This window comes from Nonomuraea sp. NPDC003754 (assembly GCF_053605785.1).
The window spans coordinates 14,493-31,593 of sequence record NZ_JBSGJX010000065.1 but is presented as its reverse complement, the minus strand read 5'-3'; the positions used below and the strand labels follow the sequence as shown (position 1 = coordinate 31,593).

At 70.3% G+C, this 17,101-nt stretch carries 18 protein-coding genes; 4 read left to right on the top strand and 14 right to left on the bottom strand.

Translation table 11 applies throughout. The annotated features are described in order from the left end of the window. From ACWEVS_RS43130 to ACWEVS_RS43110, 5 genes are all read right to left on the bottom strand, one after another. Positions 1–3,182 (bottom strand): WXG100-like domain-containing protein (locus ACWEVS_RS43130; protein WP_452556713.1); only part of this gene is annotated, 3,182 nt, incomplete at its 3' end. Next, a complete protein-coding gene (locus ACWEVS_RS43125) occupies positions 3,179–3,523 on the bottom strand; it encodes a hypothetical protein (protein ID WP_449923266.1) in 345 nt (114 codons plus the stop codon). The genes ACWEVS_RS43130 and ACWEVS_RS43125, both read right to left, overlap by 4 nt. Further along, the gene (locus ACWEVS_RS43120) at positions 3,520–3,927 is read right to left on the bottom strand and encodes a YbaB/EbfC family nucleoid-associated protein (protein ID WP_354908707.1); all 408 of its coding nucleotides are present in this window, start codon (positions 3,925–3,927) and stop codon (positions 3,520–3,522) included. The genes ACWEVS_RS43125 and ACWEVS_RS43120 overlap by 4 nt, the downstream gene beginning before the upstream one ends. 76 nt (positions 3,928–4,003) lie before the next feature. Beyond that, the gene (locus ACWEVS_RS43115; RefSeq protein ID WP_452415998.1) at positions 4,004–4,396 is read right to left on the bottom strand and encodes a hypothetical protein; all 393 of its coding nucleotides are present in this window, start codon (positions 4,394–4,396) and stop codon (positions 4,004–4,006) included. After that, on the bottom strand, positions 4,393–5,262 hold the full coding sequence (locus ACWEVS_RS43110) for an SseB family protein (RefSeq protein WP_452415996.1): 870 nt from the start codon (positions 5,260–5,262) through the stop codon (positions 4,393–4,395). The genes ACWEVS_RS43115 and ACWEVS_RS43110 overlap by 4 nt, the downstream gene beginning before the upstream one ends. 45 nt (positions 5,263–5,307) lie before the next feature. Here ACWEVS_RS43110 and ACWEVS_RS43105 point away from each other — a divergent pair, with 45 nt between their 5' ends. Next, the gene (locus tag ACWEVS_RS43105) at positions 5,308–5,826 is read left to right on the top strand and encodes a hypothetical protein (protein ID WP_452556711.1); all 519 of its coding nucleotides are present in this window, start codon (positions 5,308–5,310) and stop codon (positions 5,824–5,826) included. 7 nt (positions 5,827–5,833) lie between these two features. Here ACWEVS_RS43105 and ACWEVS_RS43100 read toward each other — a convergent pair whose 3' ends face one another. The 4 genes from ACWEVS_RS43100 to ACWEVS_RS43085 all read right to left on the bottom strand — a co-directional run bounded on the left by ACWEVS_RS43100 (position 5,834) and on the right by ACWEVS_RS43085 (position 9,828). Beyond that, the gene (locus tag ACWEVS_RS43100) at positions 5,834–6,805 is read right to left on the bottom strand and encodes an AraC-like ligand-binding domain-containing protein (protein ID WP_452556709.1); all 972 of its coding nucleotides are present in this window, start codon (positions 6,803–6,805) and stop codon (positions 5,834–5,836) included. 225 nt (positions 6,806–7,030) lie between these two features. Continuing rightward, on the bottom strand, positions 7,031–7,591 hold the full coding sequence (locus tag ACWEVS_RS43095) for a cysteine hydrolase family protein (RefSeq protein WP_452556707.1): 561 nt from the start codon (positions 7,589–7,591) through the stop codon (positions 7,031–7,033). A gap of 387 nt (positions 7,592–7,978) precedes the next feature. Next, the gene (locus ACWEVS_RS43090) at positions 7,979–8,764 is read right to left on the bottom strand and encodes a TIGR03084 family metal-binding protein (RefSeq protein WP_452556705.1); all 786 of its coding nucleotides are present in this window, start codon (positions 8,762–8,764) and stop codon (positions 7,979–7,981) included. Between the two features lie 584 nt (positions 8,765–9,348). After that, on the bottom strand, positions 9,349–9,828 hold the full coding sequence (locus ACWEVS_RS43085) for an AAA family ATPase (protein WP_452556703.1): 480 nt from the start codon (positions 9,826–9,828) through the stop codon (positions 9,349–9,351). Between the two features lie 142 nt (positions 9,829–9,970). Here ACWEVS_RS43085 and ACWEVS_RS43080 point away from each other — a divergent pair, with 142 nt between their 5' ends. Further along, a complete protein-coding gene (locus ACWEVS_RS43080; protein ID WP_452556701.1) occupies positions 9,971–10,363 on the top strand; it encodes a nuclear transport factor 2 family protein in 393 nt (130 codons plus the stop codon). 606 nt (positions 10,364–10,969) lie between these two features. On the opposite strand, the gene ACWEVS_RS43075 is transcribed toward ACWEVS_RS43080, so the two are convergent. The 3 genes from ACWEVS_RS43075 to ACWEVS_RS43065 are packed head-to-tail and all read right to left on the bottom strand — an operon-like array spanning position 10,970 to position 13,329. Then, positions 10,970–11,146: a hypothetical protein gene (locus ACWEVS_RS43075; protein WP_449923240.1), complete on the bottom strand. Its 177-nt coding sequence runs from the start codon at positions 11,144–11,146 to the stop codon at positions 10,970–10,972. 53 nt (positions 11,147–11,199) lie between these two features. Beyond that, the gene (locus ACWEVS_RS43070; RefSeq protein WP_452556699.1) at positions 11,200–12,453 is read right to left on the bottom strand and encodes an FAD-dependent monooxygenase; all 1,254 of its coding nucleotides are present in this window, start codon (positions 12,451–12,453) and stop codon (positions 11,200–11,202) included. 18 nt (positions 12,454–12,471) lie between these two features. Then, the gene (locus tag ACWEVS_RS43065) at positions 12,472–13,329 is read right to left on the bottom strand and encodes an alpha/beta fold hydrolase (protein WP_452556697.1); all 858 of its coding nucleotides are present in this window, start codon (positions 13,327–13,329) and stop codon (positions 12,472–12,474) included. Between the two features lie 154 nt (positions 13,330–13,483). On the opposite strand from ACWEVS_RS43065, the gene ACWEVS_RS43060 reads away from it, so the two are divergent. Then, complete coding sequence (locus ACWEVS_RS43060; RefSeq protein ID WP_449923231.1) at positions 13,484–14,293, top strand: helix-turn-helix domain-containing protein; 810 nt, start codon at positions 13,484–13,486, stop codon at positions 14,291–14,293. A 196-nt stretch (positions 14,294–14,489) separates the two neighbouring features. Beyond that, positions 14,490–14,807: a hypothetical protein gene (locus ACWEVS_RS43055; RefSeq protein WP_449923228.1), complete on the top strand. Its 318-nt coding sequence runs from the start codon at positions 14,490–14,492 to the stop codon at positions 14,805–14,807. An 8-nt stretch (positions 14,808–14,815) separates the two neighbouring features. Here ACWEVS_RS43055 and ACWEVS_RS43050 read toward each other — a convergent pair whose 3' ends face one another. Next, entirely contained in the window at positions 14,816–15,445 is a 630-nt protein-coding gene (locus tag ACWEVS_RS43050) for a hypothetical protein (RefSeq protein WP_452556695.1), read from the bottom strand. Further along, entirely contained in the window at positions 15,432–17,066 is a 1,635-nt protein-coding gene (locus tag ACWEVS_RS43045; protein ID WP_452556693.1) for an extracellular solute-binding protein, read from the bottom strand. Before ACWEVS_RS43045 ends, ACWEVS_RS43050 begins: the two co-directional genes overlap by 14 nt. Positions 17,067–17,101 lie beyond the last annotated feature (35 nt).

Genomic DNA, 17,101 nt, shown 5'->3' with positions numbered 1-17,101 from the left:
CCCGGCGACCGCGACGCCGGGCCGGTGAGCTCCGCGGCGGCGGCGCGCAGCGCGGCGATCTGCCGGCGGAGCAGGTCCGGCTCCGGCGCCGCGTCGGTGAGCGCGGGAACCGCGCTGACCTGGCCGGCCTGCTCCTCGTACCGCTGGTGGAGCTGGTTGGCCGCATACAGCGCCCTGGCGAACTCGGTGACGCGCGTGTTAGGGGTGCTCGCGGTGTGCACGAGCGCCTGGGCGCTCTCGTAGGCGGCTCTCGCCTGGGAGACCGCCTCCAGCAACGGGTCGGTGCTCATGCCGCCGGCCATCGTCATCGCCTGGAGGCGGAGGTTCATCTCGACGACCAGGAGCCGGTCGATCTGCTGCGCCAGCGCCTGGTCGAGATCCCGTACGAGCGGGTCGACGGCGTGGTCGTGCTCGCGTAACCGGCCGACCAGGTCGGCCACCGACGGCGGGGCGGCCGGGGCCGGCTCGGAAGGCGCCGTCCTCAGGCCGTGCGCCTCCAGGATCCGGCGTACGGCGTTCCGCTCCGCCACGAGGTCGGCCCGCTGGTCCTCGCTCACCGCGCCGATCCGGCGGGTCAGGAACGCCTCCTCGCGCTGCCGCGCCGTCAGGCACTCGTCGCGGCCCTCCGGCCGGGTGACCAGGCGGCGGAGCAGGTTCTGGCGAGGGTGGTTCCTGGCGTGCAGGGTGTCGACGATCTCGTGCAGTACCAGCCTGGCCACCTGGTCGGGCGCCACGCCCGGAGCCAGCCGCACCTCGTTGACATTGCCCGGGTTCACCACGGTACGGCCGAGCCGTCCGCGTGAGACGCGGCCCACCTCGAAGGTGAACGTCTGGTCGGGGAGGCCGCTGAGCTCGACCACCAGCGTGTCGGGCGCGGTCCAGCGCAGGCCGGTGACCGTTTCGCCGAGGTCGGCGGCGAGCACCTCGGCCTCGAACGCCGCCCTAGCCTCCGCCACCGTGAGCCGGGGAACGCCGCTCTCGCGGCCATCGGCGACGAATCTGGTGTTCCTGATGGGACGGCCGCTCACGAGCGCGTGGGCGTCCCTGGTCCGGCGCGCGGTCCTGATCAGCCGGGTGACCAGGCCCGGTGCGGGGTCCGCGGCCTGCTGGGCCGGCGCGGGGGCGGCGGCGGGCCGCGTGTCGGCCTGCGGTGTCGTGCCGGAGACGGTCACCGTCTCCGTCGTGGTGACGGTGCCGGGCGTGCCGACGTCTTGCGGGCTGCCGCTGTCTTGCGGGCTGCCCCTGGGGTCGGGCGTTCGAGGGGCGCCCTCCGGGGCGCCGGTCGGGTCCGGAGCGGCGGCCGTCTCCGGAGCACTCGCCACCTCCGGCGCGCCGGCCGCGTCGGGGGCGCTCGCCGGCTCCGGGGCGCTCACCGGATCCGGAGTGCCGGTCGGTTCCGGGGTGTTGGTCGGTTCCGGGGTGTTCGCCGGCTCCGGGGTGCTGGTCGGATCCGGGGTGTTCGCCGGATCCGCGGTGCCGGTCGGATCCGGGGTGACGGTGGAGTCCCGCGGGCCGTCGGGCGCGGCCGACGGTTCGGCCGGGGCCTGCTCCGTCGTGGGCGCGGGCCGCTGGTCGGGGGCGGGGGCAGCGTCCTGCGCGGCAGGCCGGGACGCCGGTCGCGAGTCCTGGTCCCGTGGCTGGTCCTGGTTGTCCTCGGGCTGGTCCTGGGACTGGTCCTGGACGTTCGGGTTCTGCGCGGCGGCGGTGTCCTGTCGCGTCTTCGCGTCGTTGCCGTGCTGCGACCTGTTCGTCTGGTGCGCGTCCTGGCCGGCGACGTCGGGCGCCGGTACGGACCGCGTCCCCTTCTGCGCGGGCTGCGGCCCGGCCGGTTCGGCGACCGGAGCGCCGCGGTCACGTCTGGGCGCGCCGGACAGGTCGCCGCCTGGCTGCTGCGCTGTCACCACCGGCACGGCTGTGCCGTCGGACGAGCCGGGACGGGGCCCGGCCGGCGAGGTGAAGTCCCCCGCGGTGGGGCCTGCCGTACCGGGCGGGTTCTGCTGGGCCGCCATCGCTTCGTTGATCACGCCGCTCAGCGTGGAGATCGGGGAGACGATGGCGCTCACGACGTTATGGCTGGTCGGGCCGAAGGTGTTCGTACGGCCCGCGCCGCCGAGGAAGCCGCCGTAGAAGCCTTCCGCGCCGGGCAGCGCGAACTGGTCGTACACGGCGTAGTTGGCGACGACGCTGCCGGCCGGTGAGGCGACCATGTTGTTCAGGCCGGTGTTCAGCGCACGTCCGGGGAAACGCAGGAAGGCGTTGCCGACGCCGCGGTTGTCGCCCGCCATCCTGTTCAGCCGCGAGATGCCGGGCAGGTCGTTGGCGAAGCGCGACATCGGACCGCCGAGTTTGGTGCCCGCGATCGCGCCGGCGCCCGCGCCGATCGCCGCCGCCTTGATCTTCTTCCAGTCCCACGAGTCGCGGGTGCCCATCTTGATCTGCTGGTACTGGGAGAGGACGTCGATGGAGAGCTCTTCGGTGATCTCCTCGAACAGTTCGGCGGCCAGCGCCGCGTTGAAGAACCTGCTGCCCGCACCGGCTCCGGCGAGCTTGGTGACCTGGCCGCTCGCGGCGACCGTGCCCGACCTCGACGCCACCAGCGCCAGGCGCTCCATGATCAGGGCGATCCTGCTCGCCCCCGCCGTCCCGACGCTGCGCAGCAGCATGCTCGCGAGCGGGAAGAAACCCGCGGCGATCAGGGCGATGAACGCGGCGATCACCGCGATCCAGAACGCGATGTTGATCGAGAGCTTGGTGTACTGGGTCTCGCGGGCGAAGTTGTCGACCATTTTCGCGTAGGAGAAGGACTCCTGCGCCTTGGCGACCACGCCGGCCTTGTCGTCGTAGAGCTTGGCCAGCCGTTTGAAGATGGCCGGCTTGGCGGGTGACTGGAGGCTGCCGTTCAGGGTCTGCACCGTGGTGGAGGTCGGGTCGAGCGTGCTGATGAGCAGGTTCATCAGCTTGACGTACTCGACGCGCAGCTCCCAGAGCTTGCTCTCGCTTCCCTCGGGCCAGCTCTGGCCCGCCGTGAGCAGCGGGATCAGGTGGTGGACCACCCAGCCGGGCAACGCCTCGGTCCGCCAGACCGGCTCCACGTCCTTGGTGGCGATCCCGCCGTCGAACGCGCCGGTGCCGCCTGCCGGCTTCCGGGCGTCGTTGTTGACATCGCCCTTGCCCGCCATCATGCCTGGCGGTAGGTCGTCGACAGGCCCAGGTCGATCGCCTGCTCAGTGGTGAGCGTGTTGGACACCGTCGCGCGCAGCAGGGGCCCGGAACCGGAGATCTCCTTGATGAGATCGTCGGTGTCCCGCAGGAATCGCTCGGGGCCGCCACCGGCCAGGTATCGCGAACTGAAGGACTGGCCGTCCGGCCCGTCGCCCTGAGGGCGGGCGGCGTTCAGCGCCCGGATCCGCGCCGCGATGGCCGGCCAGGCGGCGCTCAGGTTGTTCGCCATGGCGTCCCACTGGTTCAGGCTGTTGCTGATCGGTTCGCGGATGTGCACGTCCGCCCGGTCGTCGGCGGTCATCGACGGCGTCTCTCCCCGGGCATCGGGCCGGAGAGCTGATCGAGCACGGCCTCCAGATCGCCCTCCAGATGAGCGCGTAACTGCTCGGGCGGCACCACCGGCTGGAAGACCTCGAGCAGCTCGTCCATGGCCTTGGCGGCGGCCCGCCGCACGGTGTCGGTGATCGCGTCCGCCAGCCCTCTGGCGTCGGGGCGGCGGAACACCCGGGGGTCGAGGTCCAGCCTGATCAGCTCGCCACGGACGCTCACAGTGGCCGAGACGAGCCCGTCGGCGGACTTCTCGGTGACCCGGATCGCCTGCGCCCGGGCGTTGAGATCGGTCGCCTCGCGCTGCATGCGCATGAAGGTTGCGCGTAATTCGTCGGCGTAGGCCTGGAGCCCGACTACGTCAGCGTCCTCGATCAAGGCCCCACCCCCTAACTGGGGCGAATATAACAACAACATCATCGGGCGTGAAAGAGAACATGAGCCATGTTGTTCATCAACTGCTGACGATCTTTACAAGCTTCTCGCCGAGCGCCGACACCTCCTCTCGCTTCACCCAGATGCGGTACACGCCGCGCTCGATCCGTTCCAGGCCGAGCCCCGCGGCGTGCAGGGCGTCCCCGCCGGTGTACTCGATGAGCAGCTCGGCCTCCCGTGCCGTGTGCACCAGGAACGGGGCGCCGTGCCACTCGCAGACGGTCGTCACGTGCCAGACCGCCGAGCAGTCCGCGGCGGGAACCGCGCGCACGAACCGGCCGGGCGCCACCTTCTCGAAGCCGTCGGCGGGCGCCGAGCCGTACAGGCGCAGGTAAAGCCGGCCGTCGACGAGGTCCGCCGACGCCTCGTAGTCGGTCCCGGCCCAGCGGGCGCGGTACGGCTCGCGGCTCACGCGTCCGCCACCATGAGCCAGCGGCCGTGGTCGGCGTCGTACCTGGCCTGCGTACGTTCCTTCCCGTCGGCCGCCAGCTCCACGATCTCGGCGCCGTGCGGCAGGCCGATGCCGTCGATCTTGTACTCCCTGATGGTCTCGGTCGCGTTCGGCACCAGGCCCATGCCGGCGAACGGCGGCTCCTCGATCACCCAGCCGGCCATCGCCAGGCGGCCCACCTCGTCGGTGCCGCCGTACGGCGTGCGGTAGAGCTCCAGCCCGATCGCCGGCCAGCGCAACAGGTTGACCGCGCCCTCCGCGGTGAGCGCGTCCTCCTGAAGCAGCGCGTCGGCGAGCACGGAGGGGGTCGCGATGTGCGCGACGTCCAGGGCGTGATGGCAGTAGCCGGAGATCCGCGGCCGCTCGCCGGCCAGCAGCTCCTGAAGCTGCGCCACCTCGAGCAGCTTCTGCACGATCGGGGTGCCGCTGTCCGGCTCCGCGGCCAGGTCCTGCTCCAGCGTGGGCACCGCCAGCCTCGCGACCGTGCCGGGTTCGAGCAGGAACGACGGCTCCAGCCCCGGGTTGACCGCCAGGCCCCAGCGGGGATCGGGCCAGCCGGCCGCCAGCTCGACCAGCGACAACACCCGGAAATGCCGGACGGCGTCGCCGGTGGCCTCCCGCATCGCCTCCGCCGAGGTGTACACCACCACCCACACCCGATCCGCCCCGAGGAACGTCGGCCAGGCGATCCGCTCGTCACCCCTGGCGGCGGCGTCGGTGACCGGGCAGGCGAAGTCCGCGTACCGCAACAGCGTGAGACAGGTGGTCAGGTCCTGCCGGCCGTGCGCCTCCTGGAGTCGCTTCTCGAACGCGCTCGGTGCCTGCATGGCGACACCCTAGTAGGTTCCCTCGCACCCCTGTAGGTTGCGGGTGTGACGGATCGGCCGGTTGCCCGCACCCGCGACGAGGCACTCGTATACCTCGACCTGAACCCGTGCGAGTGCGGCTCTGTGGAGACCGAGTGGGACAGCGGCGTGGTCAGCGTCGAAGGTTCGCTGGCCACGTGCTACTCGGGCGTCTGCGAAGGTTGCGGCGCGGAGCGGGAGCACCTGTTCTCGCTGCCGCGGCGCGAGACCATGCCGGTCGGCTGGCCGGCTTTCGGCGGGACGGAACCGTCGGAGTTGCTCGATGCCGGGGAGTGGATGTGGCTCGCCGACCTCACGGCCGGCAACGTCCCCGACGACCCGGAGAACGCTCGCCGGACGTTGTCCATGGCGCGCGCGGCCGTGGAGGAAGTGCTCAAGTTCATCCCCGAGGGGCGGGACGACGTCCCCGCGGAGGCGTTCTGGACCGCACGCGGACGGGAGGTGCGTGCCGCCGAGCCCCCTCGTTTCCGCCGCGACCGCCTGCAGGTCGTCAGGGACACCTACCGCGACCTCGCCGGCCGTTGACCGCGGGTCAGTCCCGGTCCTGGTGTCCGTTGAGCGCCTGGCGCCGGTGCTCCCTCGGGCTGATGCCGTAGGCGGCGCGGAAGGCGCGGCTGAACTCCGCACCGTTCCTGAAGCCCCAGCGGATGCCGATCTCACCGATCGGATGCTCCGCCAGCCGGGGGTCGGCCAGGTCGCTGTGGCAGCGTTCGAGCCGGCGCCGCCGAATCGTGGCGCTGACGGTCTCCGGTTGTTGCTCGAACAGCGCGTGCAGGGTGCGCACGGAGATGTGGTGGTGCGCGGCGACGCTCGACGGCCCCAGCTCGGGGTCACCGAGATGGTGGTTGATGAAGGCGTCGATGTGCGTGACCAGAGTCCGGTGGCGGCTCTCGGCCGGCAGCCGGTGGTCGGCGTCGAGGCGACCGGCGACGAACGCGGCGGCCAGGTCCAGGCCGATGCTGCCGAGCCTCGGCAGGTCAGCGGGGTGGCAGTCGCCGGCGTGCTCGCGCAGACCGGTGAGATAGTGGGCCAGCAGCGCTCCCGAGCCGGTCCGGGCGGGGAGCCTGGCGGCCAGCAGGCGTTCCACCTGGCTCCGTGGCAGGGGCAGCGCGTCGCGCGGCAGGAACAGGATCGTCAACCGGGTCAGCCCGCCGACGTCGAGGAATTCGGTGGTGTAGGGGGAGGAGGTGTCGAACAGCGACATGTCGCCGGCCTGTAACAAGGAGTCGTTGCGCTGCTGCCGCAGCCGTACCGGGTTGTCGTGGACGAGGAAGAGCTGGTAGCCCTCGGGGTCATACTGCCTGATGTGGGTGGGGGTGCGCCGGCCCGCCAGCGGCGACATCGTGAACTCGCCCACGCGCACGCGCGACAGGTCGATGGAGTGCACCCGGCCGTAGAAGTCGTCGGCGTGCTCGCTGGACAGCGACGTGGGCGCGATCTCGTGCGCGGCCATGTGCGCCCACCACTCCAGGCGATCCTTCTTCGGGATCGGGTCGGTGGACACGGAGACCACCGGGCTCGGTCTGACGGTGCGGTGGATCCAGGAACTCCGGAACTGGTGATCGCACACCGCATCCACGCTGTCGGCCACCGTCCAAGGGTCCACAACCCGGGCCCCGGCCGCAAGACCGGCGGCACAACGGCCGCCGAAAGATCAGCGGCCCGCAACCGCCCCGCTCCCGGCGCCCGCGAGCCGTCTCATCGCGGGATTTTTACTGCTGACGGCTGGTCACAGGCGGGCGATCCACTCGTGACTCGTGAGGACGTCAACACCCCTGGCCGGGAAGACGCGATTGATCAGAAAGTCGTGCACGTCCGGTTCCGCGTCGGCACAGGCGTCGCTGAGCACGGTCACGCCGTAGTCGCGGTCGGCGGCGTCGTAGAGCGTAGCGGCGACCATCGCCCCGGTCGCGACACCGGTCAGCACGACCGAGTCGATGCGCTGGGCGCGCAGGAGCCGATCGAGGTCGGTCGCCGCGAACGCGCTGGCACGGCGCTTGAGAACGATGGCCTCGCCCGGCAACGGCTCGATGCGCGGGTGCACGAGCGTTTCGGGTGATTCCTCGTGGAACAGCGTCCCCGCCCCTTGCAGGGCGCTGATCAACTGGTTTCCCGCTGCCACATCAAGGCCTGAGGCCCTGAGCCCGAAACGCACGAAGATCACCGGGATTCCGGCGGCTCTGGCCGCGGGAAGAACCCTCTCCACGGCGGGAAGCACGGCGGCGGCGAAAGGGTAGTTGTCCACGATGCCCGCCTGCAGGTCGCCGACGATGAGCGCGGTGGTGGTCATACGGGTTCCTTGTCTGTACGGCGCGCCATCGGCCATCCTCACGGCGTACCTTGGCGTTGTTGTCATCGATCTCGTACTGACCTCGTACTGATCTGGTACGACGATAGTGGGACAGATCCGCTTATGATCCATTGGCCGCGGCGCAGGCGGCTTGGGTCGTAGACCGCACTATCGGCTCCATGTCCACCACAACCAGCCCCTGACTGAGGTGGGCGATCGTGACCTTGACGAGGATCGGACAGGAGCCCTCGGGCAGCTCGGCGAGAGCAGGGCTGCCAGCCGCACCATGCGCGGCGCGGTGGTGCTGCGGTTGTTTCAGACGTCGTTGACAGAGAAGTTGCGGGGGATAGCGGCTTCACACGGTCGTCCGCATACGAAGGTGCTCCTTCAGAGGAAAACGCGAGCAATGTCAAGCCACTTCTGCGCGTCCTCGCCGACTGCCGTGAGGTCAGTCTGGGCTCGGGACCTTTGGGTGACTCGAAGGCAGAAGTCGAGGGCACTGCCCTGAACCCGCTGCATGGCATCTTCTGGGCCCCACGCCCAGGTTTGGCCGTCGGGACCAGTCAGCTCGACACGGAACGGCTCTGCCGGAGCAGGCACTTGGGCGGCATGGAACGACAGCTCTCGCCCTACCACTCCCAACGAGGCCACATGCTGGAGCCGACCCGTCGGACGGCGTGAGACACCCAGCGCATCGAAAACGTCCTGCCCGTGAGCCCACGTTTCCATCAGTCGAAGCGGCACCATGAGCGCTGCGGTCAACTGCGATCCGTACCACGGAAACCCATGGTCCAGTGGAAGGTCACGTAGCTCCGCCGCCACCTCGGTTCGACCAGCCCGCCATTGTTCCAGCAGTACGGATCGCGGATTGGCTGCTCCTGCGGCGGCGTCGAGATCAGCGTATTGGCTGCCTGCGGCTTCCGCCTGCTTCAGCACAGCGTCGAACGCCTCCGGAGTCCGTATGGCGATGAGAACGTTCGCATCAGCTGAAGCAAGATGAGCGATCTGGTGGGCGATCGTCCATCCTGCTGCCGGCGTAGGCTTCGACCAGTCGGCCTGCGCTGATACCAGGGCGTCAAGCTCATCCCCTTCAGCCACCAAGTCGGGCAGAGCAAGGCCGAGCTCTACACCGGACATGTCCAGGCCGTAGTTCAAGATCGGTGTCGCCTTCACGCGTTGACGGCAATGGGCTTGTCCCGTTCGGGCGGGCAAAGTTGATCTAATGTGGGCAGGCTACCCAGGTTGATCTCGGCATGCCGACATCGCCCCTGACAGGTTGGGGACCGTGAGCAGCCGGCCTCCTGGACGCCACGCGCAAGGCCAGCTCGCTCCCGCTCAGGTGAGCGGGCGAGTGACGGGCCACCGCGCGCTTGTCGTCGCCGAGGCCGTCAAGGAACGCCACGAGGCTCGCGACGGAGCCGGCCTCGATGCGGTCGAGCACCTTCTGCTCGGCGTTCAAGGACGCACCCATTGATCCGCACCGACAACGGGCGCGGCGCGTTCCCGGATGAGCTGAGCCGGCGGCGTCAGCACCGCGAAGGTGAGGGTGGCCACGGCCCCGGGAGGCGCGGCGATCGGCAGGTGCGGGATCCGCGTCGCGTTGGCCGCGTTGGGGATGCTCGGGCTGGGGCTTCGGGTTGCGGTCCGCGGTCGCGGCGCTCGCCGGAAGCGACCGGACACCCCGGTTGAATGCCTCGCAAGGCTCCTGGCGGCCTGCGCCTGAACCTAGAAGCGGTGGATGTTCCTGCAGCCCCTGGTCACGGCGTGGTTTGCGCCAGTTCTTCGAGCTGCTGGACGACCTTGTCGATCGGCGCAGAAGCGTCGATCTCGACAGTGGAGGTGGCCCTGAGCAGCGGCTGCACGTTGGCCAGGTCGCGCAGGATGGCCGCACGTTCCTCAGGGCGCTTGCCGAAGGGGTTGTTGGTTCGCGTCGCGATGCGGGCAAGCATGATCTCAGCGGGAGCGCTCAGCAGTACGACGTGGTCGAATCGCGGGTAGAACCGACCCTGATTGGACTTGCAGCCGGCCACGAAGAGGGCGCCCTCACGGTGGTCGGCGAGCAGGTCGCTGATGGCCGACTCCCGCCACACCCAATCAGTGGATCCGTCCGGCAGAGTCACCCAGTGGCTCCACCGGTCGGTGTCAGTGTCGACGGCGCGATGACCCCGGGCCGCCAGCACCGCCAACGCCGTGGACTTGCCGGTGCCCGACATGCCGGTGACCAGGATCTTCGCCATCGGCCGAGACTACCGGACCGCCCTGATCTCGGTCGGCTTCGTATGACCGAGGTTGGCGATCCGACGCTCACAGGCACCCGGACGAACGCGCCCCTGAGGCCGGCTTGACCTTGTCACCAGCGTCAACGTTTACCGTCGCGACATGAACAGCTTGGATCGGGTCACCCTCCTCAAGTACGACCAGAGCTTCTTCGACGCCCTCGTGGCAAGCGATCTCGCCGTTCTGGAGGAACTGCTGGCGGACGACTTCGTCCTGGTCGGGGTCGAGGACGGGGCCGTCGCCGACAGGGGGATCCTGCTCGACCTGGTGGCCTCCGGCTCCCTCCGGTTTCCGCGGATCCACTCGTTCCCGGACGAGGCGATCGTCCGGGTCATCGGCACAGTAGGCATCGTCGTCGGGCGTACCGGCATGAACTTCACCATCTCCGACGGCGCCACGTTCAGTGCCGGAAGCCGCTACACCCACGTCTACGCTGCCGACGCCCACGGCACCTGGCGCCTCGTCTCCGCCCAGGGCACCGCGATCAAGGCTTGATCCAGACCGGGACAGCGGTCAGGGGAAAGCGACCCCTGCTGCTCGGTGAGGCGTCAGGGGCCACGGTGTGCGTCGTGCCCCAGCCGGTGGAGGACCGACCGCGGTCCTCCACGCGCCCCTCTCTGGTGGGACGTGGGAGCGGCCTGCGCAGCCGGGCTGCTCAACGCCGTTCAGCAACTCGGCGGCACGCTCGGCCTCGCCCTGCTCGGCACGCTGTTCCTCCGTACGGGCGCGGCCCCCACCGCCTTGTGGGCCGCCGCCGCGCGCCTGCTCGCCAACGGCCTCGCCACCGCGTTCATGATCGGAGGACGGCTCCGAGACGCTGATCAGGCGGCGGAAGAACTTCAGCAGGCGCCTCGACTGGCCGCCCACGATGCGTGGTCACTTCGGAACCCTGTCACCTGTCCGTACGGCGCAGCGGGTTGCTTGCGAACACCGCTCGACGTCGGGCCTGGGCCGGTCTGCGGCCCGTGGTCGTCGGTTCCCTCGGCGAGCCGGCCGCGCTGCTGTAGCGCGCGAGTGGTTCCCAGGTTGGGCGACCGCGCCCGCGCGTGAGGGCCCAGGGCGTCCGCATCGCGAACGTAATCGCCGGATTTCGGCGTGACCTCAGCTCAGGTCAAAGATCGACTTCCTTTCCCAGAACGGCAACACGTAGTTGCACAGCTTGCAGATCATGAGCGCCACCGGGTTGGGAAGGTAGCCGTTCTTGTTGTCGATGCGGCCGTCCTGCCGCGTGAATTCGGTGCTGTGGCACAGCGGGCAGGTGAGCTGGGGTGTGGTCACTCTCGCGCAACGAGCGGGTGGTCATCCGAGTTCCACTACCCGGCGAACACTCCTCAGTCCAACCCGCGTCCGCCCTCGAGGCCGCTCAAGCCTCGTGGTGCGGCGGGCGACGGCGGGTAGTCGTCGACGGTCATGGAGTTGTAGAGGCGCGCGCTCTTGGTGGTGAGGCGGAGGAGGGCGCGGCTGGGCCCGGCGGGCAGGGCGGAGATCAGGCGGGCACCCTGGGCCAGCCCCCACACCCCGAGGCGGGACGTGGGGACCAGGGTCTTCGCCGCGCTCAGCGCGACCGCGCGGCTGCCGCGCACGTGCTCGGCCATCGCCCGCTCGTAGGCGGGGAAGGCGCGCTCGTGGTCACCGCCCGCCCGCGCCAGCTCCCCGGCGAGGACGTACGCGCCGACGACGGCCAGGCTGGTGCTGCCGCCGACGGCCGGGCCGGGGCAGTAGCCCGCGTCGCCGACGAGCGTCACCCTTCCCCGCGACCAGGTGTCCATGCGGAGCTGTGTGATCGAGTCGAAGTAGAACGCCGGGGCGCGGTCCAGTTCGTCCAGCCAGCGGTCCACGTCGGTGTTCATGCCCTCGAACGCGCCGCGCAGCAGTTCCTTCTGCCGGGGCACGTCGCGGTGGTGGTAGTCGAGCTCGCGCTCGCTCCGGAACAGGAACAACGCCCGCGCGTCGCCGAGGTGCCGCGCGCCGTACATGCCGGCAGTGCGGCCGACGCCGACGTGCATGTGGAGCTCGCCGTCGAGGCCGGAGACGTTGGGCAGGGTCAGCACCCCGAGGTAGGCCCCGATGAAGTCGCTGAAGCGGGACTCCTCACCGAAGACAAGGCGGCGCACGTTGGAGTGCAGCCCGTCCGCGCCGACGACGAGGTCGAAACGGCGCGGCGCGGCGTTCTCGAACCGCACCTCTCCGTCGGGCGAGATCGCGCTGATCGAGTCGCCGAAGACGTACTCGACGTCGTCGCGCGTGGCGTCGTAGTAGATCTCGCTCAGGTCGTCGCGCATGATCTCGACGTGCCGGTCGGAGGTAGCGCTGAAGATCTTGGAGAGGTCCACCCGGACGGGCCGCCGTGCGCCCTCCGGGTGGACGGTCATCCGGTTGGTGCCGGTGGCCCGCTCCTCGACGCGCGGGAGCACGCCCATCTTCTCCGAGATGTTCGTCGCGGGCCGGAACAGGTCGACCGCGTGCCCGCCCGTCTTGCGCAGCACGGGGGCCCGTTCCACGACGGTGACCTCGAAGCCGTATCTCGTGAGCCAGTAGGCCAGCACCGGACCGGCGACGCTGGCACCGGAGACGAGAATCCGCATGGCACCTTTCCTTGTCATTCAGTCCACCCGTACGGCGTGGATCGCGGTGAAGGCCAGCAGGGGAGTGGCGGTCCGCGACGGATCCTCAAGCAGGGGCGAGTGCCCGAGACCGGGCAGCAACTCGACCTTCGCGCCCGGAACGGCGCGGTAGTCGGAGGCGGATGAGGATCGCCATCTGCGGTCGTCCTCACCGAAGATCACCAGGAGCGGCTTGCCCAGGACCGCCAGCCGATCCGGGAGCGCCCGCTGCTCCAGGTAATGGCGGGTGGCCTGCATCGTCGTGGTGAGCGTGTGGTAGGTCATGGCGCGCGCGTCGTCCAGGAGCTCTTGTGGGATCTGGTAGCCCGCACGGCTGAAACCGGTGCTCGCGAACTGGCGGAGCTGCTCGTCGGTCGGCGGCCACTGCGAGGCTGCGAATGCGGCGGACTCCGGTGCGATGAAGGCGTCCAGGCTGGGGCCGGTGTTGATGAGCGCGAGCGCGGTCACCAGGTCGGGCCGCTGTTCGGCGAGGGCGGTGGCGACCGCGCCGCCGCTGGAATGGCCGACGACCACGGTGTGCTCGACGCCGAGCAGGTCCAGGGCCGCGCCGACCCTGCGTGCCTGGTCCGGGAGGGCGTAGCTGCGGTCGGCCGGTTTGGCCGACCGGCCGTGCCCGAGCAGGTCGATCCGGATGACGCGGTGAGATCCGGTCAGCAGCTGAACCATCGGGTCCCACGATCGGCTCGAGGAGGCGGACCCGTGGATGAGCAGGAGTGCGGGGGCGTCGCGGGGGCCGTCCTGGCACACGTGGATGTCGCCGTCGTCCATCGGCAGGGTCGAAATCTGGGTGGCCTCGGCGCCGCCGGTCACGTACGGTCCGCCGTCAGAAACAGTCATGAGTCCACTGTCGCCGCCGGTACGCGCCGGAGGATTGGACAAATGTTCCCCTCCGTCGGCTCGCTAGCATGGGACGGTGCGGACGTTCGTACACGATGCGGCTGTGTGGGGCGTCGCGTGCCCGCGGCGGCCCAGCCGGGTGGCCGGTGTCAGTATGGCCGGGTTCCGTGTCCGTGACCTGGACGCGCTCCGGCTGGTCCCGCACCCGGCCGTGACGCTGCTGGTGGAGTTCGGCGCCGGTTCGCCCGTCGTGGACGATACGGCCGGGCGGCAGCAGCGGGGAAGTGTCGTGGCCGGGCCCGGGGTCGGGTCAGGAGGCGCGGTCTGGGCGCGGGGTGAGAACGTCGAGTGCGTGCAGGTGCGCCTGTCCCCGGTGATCGCACGCGCGGTTCTGGGCGTCTCCCCCGCCGAGCTCGACGGCACCGTGGTGGCCCTCGAGGACCTGTGGGGCCGGGAGGTGTCCCGGATCCGTGAGCGACTGGGTGATGTCTCGTCGTGGCAGGATCGCTTCGCGTTGATGGACGCGCTGCTCGCCCGCCGGCATGAGGCGGGGCCGCCGGTGGACCCGGAGGCGGCCTGGGCCTGGCACCGGATCGTCGGCAGCCGTGGCCTGGCCCGGGTCGACGGACTCGCGGCCGAGGTCGGGTGGAGCCGTAAGCGGCTGTGGTCCCGGTTCCGGTCGCAGCTCGGCCTGCCGCCCAAGCGCGCCGTGAAGCTGGTCCGCTTCGACCATGCCGCCCACCGCCTGGTCGCGGGTGAAGCCGCGGCCCAAGTCGCGGCCGACACCGGCTACGCCGACCAGTCCCACCTGCATCGGGACGTCATGGCGTTCACCGGGGCGACCCCCGCGACCGTGGCCGGTGAGCCGTTTCTCGCCGTTGACGACATCGCATGGCCCAGCCGCGGAACACCCGACAGCCTCACGTCTCCAGGGATCTCCGGCTCGGTCGCCGGCCGGAGATGAGACGTAGACCAGCTGTCGCGCACGGTCAAGGACCGGCGGCGGGACTCGGCATGGTCGGCACCCGGCAAGCGGCCTTGATCGGCCCCTCCGGGACGACTAGCCTGATCGCCGTGCTGCCGGAAGGCGCGGCCGAGGCGATCGCGTCCCGCGGAAAGGGCCCCGACCACGCCGCCATGGAGTTGGGGACTGACTGACGATGAGCGCGGAAGAGGATTTCCAGCAGGTCGGCGCCGAGCTGGCCGACCTGGGTGTACGGATCTCCAGGATGATGGGGAGTCCCGCGCTCAAAGATCAGGCGGGGAAGGTGTTCGCGAGCCTGCAGCGCGACGGCGCAATGGTGTTCCGGCTGGTCAGGGACACCCCCGAACACGCAGCCGCACTCCAGCTGGCCGGGGCGTCCCTGTTCGACCCCTCGGGCCGGGGCAGGGTGGTGAAGGACTGGGTCGTCGTGCCCCACTCCTCGGCCGAGAAATGGACGGATCTGGCCGAGGCCGCCCTCAGCCGCCCACGCTGACGGGGCGGTCAGAGATCCAGGTCGGAGCCGCCGAAGCGGTCTTCGAGGAACCTGCCCTGGTCGCGCAGAGCCTGCTCGTCACCCCGGTACACCGACTCGGCGACCTTGCGGAGCTGGGCGTCCAGCAGGTCGAGTTGGGCCAGCAACTCCTCGTGGGCGCTGCGCTGCCGCTCGCCGCGCCGCGTGAGCGCGTACGAGCGGGGCAGGTTGGCGTAGGCCTCCAGGCTTGACGGCAGGTAGTCCCTGATCGTCTGCGACACGATGTGCAGGTGGTCGGGGGAGGAGGTGAGCGCGTCCGCGCGGCGCAGGATGTCGCGCAGTACCTCGGCGTGCTCGGCGACCTTGGTCGCCACGTCGTCGGGGAAGCGGTTCCGGCCGACCTTGGCCAGCAACGTGTCCAGGTCGGCGAACAGCTGCCGGCTCTCCACCTCCGCGTGCGAGATCGTCAGCTTCACCCGGTCCGCCGGGGCGAGCAACGCCCCGACGCCGTACAGCCCGGCCACCACCACCGGCCAGTACGCCCCGGCCACCCCGAGGAACACCAGCACCACGCCGACCAGCGCCAGAGCGCATCCGGCGATGTTCTTCGTGGATCCGGCATAGGCGAGGACCCGGGCGGCCGGGCTACTGGTAGCCACGGATCTCCTTGAAGGCCGCCGTCAGCGATCCCGAGCGGGCGTCGAATGTCGCACCACCCGTGAGCTGCGCGACCTGATTCATTTCCGCCACGTCGCTGTCACCGAAGAGCACGACGAAGGCCGGGAACTTCACCTGCAGAGAGCGGTAGTAGGAGGCGAAGTCGTCGTAGGAGCTGCCGTCCGTGTTCTCGCCGTCTGTCATCAGCACGATCGAGGTGAAGTCCGCGGACGGCGACGACCTCGCCTGCTCGTAGGCGGCGCGCAGACTGTCGAAGATCGCCGTACCGCCCGTGGTCCGCAGCGCCTCGCCGTACGAGCGGATCTGCCGGAGCACGGGGTCGGCGTTCCGCTCGGGCAGCGTGAACGTGCGCGGCTCCCCGGGCGTCGAGTTGAACGGGATCATCGTGACCGTCTCGCGGTTGCGGAAACGTGAGAACGTCCCGCTCACGGAGGTGTCGGCTCCGGCCAGCGCGGTCAGCGCCTGCTTCAGCGCATCGAGGCGATCACCCTCCATCGATCCGGAGGTGTCCAGCACGAAGAGGGTCCTTGAGGGCCTGCGCACCTGGTTGAGGTAGACGCCGATGAGCTCGTCGGCGGCGCTGCGCCGGTTGGGGAACGGCAGCTCCACCAGGGACGCCGATCCGAAGCGCTGGTCGGGCCGCACCTCCGGCACGAACGGCCGCCGGTAGGTCGTCGTCATGATCTCGCGCTGGATCTCGGGCTCGCGCAGCCAGGCGGCGAGCTTCCCGTACAGCGCCTTCTTCTCCGCTCCGGCCGAGTTCAGCAGCGTGAGCGGGTAGTCGGCCGTCACGACGCCGTCGGTCGGGTAGATCAGCGTGAGCGGCTCCTTGAGCTTGCCCGAGGCGTTGAGACCGAGAAGCACGGACTCGTAGTTCACCAGCCCGTCCACCGTGCCCTGGTTGATGTACGCGTCGGCGAGCCAGCCGGAGGAGCCCGCGGTGAGCGTCTGCGCTGAGAAGAACTCCGTCAGCTTCGGCGTCGCCGCGTCGATCTGGGCCTGGTCCAGGGCCTCCCCGGCATCCGAGAGTGCGGCGGTCACGCCGACCAGCGCGGAGAATCCGGAGTTGGAGGCGGCCGGGCTGGTCATGCCGAAGGTGAACCTGTGGGCGCGAGCGGCGGCGGCGATGTCGTTCCAGGTCACGGGTTCGGTGTCCCAGCCGAGCTCGCGGGCCTTCGACTGCTTCAGGCCGAGCAGTACCGGCGAGGCCATGACCTTGGTCTGGGTCGACAGCCGCGCGGTCGCCCCTTCGATGAGCGACAGGTAGCGGTTGGAGGAGAACCAGGTCGCGTCGTACGTGCCGTCCGCGCCGCCGCTCCCCACCTGCTCCGCTCCGTCGACGGTCCCGGAGTACGACAGCGCGACCCGCACGCCGACGGCCTCCTGCGCCCGTTCGAGCAGCGGCTCGAGGTCCTTGATCTCGCTGCCTGCGAGGACGCGGAGCACGTCGGGGCCGTTCACGGGCTCGGAGGGGGAGCCCGAACCGCCGCAGGCCGCCGACACGACGAGCAGGGCGATCACGGCAAGCGCCCGCCCGGCCGGTCGCATCGTGAGCACTCGGGAGGCGGTGGCACGCGTGGCGGCGTAGGCCGGTCTTCTCACCCGGGGAGCCCCTGAACCTGCGCCGGGGGTCTGCT

Bases quoted from the DNA above. Each gene is read 5' to 3' on its own strand.
- ACWEVS_RS43080 (WP_452556701.1), top strand. From the start codon at position 9,971: ATGAACAGCTTGGATCGGGTCACCCTCCTCAAGTACGACCAGAGCTTC.
- ACWEVS_RS43070 (WP_452556699.1), bottom strand. From the start codon at position 12,453: ATGCGGATTCTCGTCTCCGGTGCCAGCGTCGCCGGTCCGGTGCTGGCC.
- ACWEVS_RS43125 (WP_449923266.1), bottom strand. From the start codon at position 3,523: ATGACCGCCGACGACCGGGCGGACGTGCACATCCGCGAACCGATCAGC.
- ACWEVS_RS43055 (WP_449923228.1), top strand. From the start codon at position 14,490: ATGAGCGCGGAAGAGGATTTCCAGCAGGTCGGCGCCGAGCTGGCCGAC.
- ACWEVS_RS43110 (WP_452415996.1), bottom strand. From the start codon at position 5,262: ATGCAGGCACCGAGCGCGTTCGAGAAGCGACTCCAGGAGGCGCACGGC.
- ACWEVS_RS43060 (WP_449923231.1), top strand. From the start codon at position 13,484: ATGGCCGGGTTCCGTGTCCGTGACCTGGACGCGCTCCGGCTGGTCCCG.
- ACWEVS_RS43095 (WP_452556707.1), bottom strand. From the start codon at position 7,591: ATGACCACCACCGCGCTCATCGTCGGCGACCTGCAGGCGGGCATCGTG.
- ACWEVS_RS43065 (WP_452556697.1), bottom strand. From the start codon at position 13,329: ATGACTGTTTCTGACGGCGGACCGTACGTGACCGGCGGCGCCGAGGCC.
- ACWEVS_RS43085 (WP_452556703.1), bottom strand. From the start codon at position 9,828: ATGGCGAAGATCCTGGTCACCGGCATGTCGGGCACCGGCAAGTCCACG.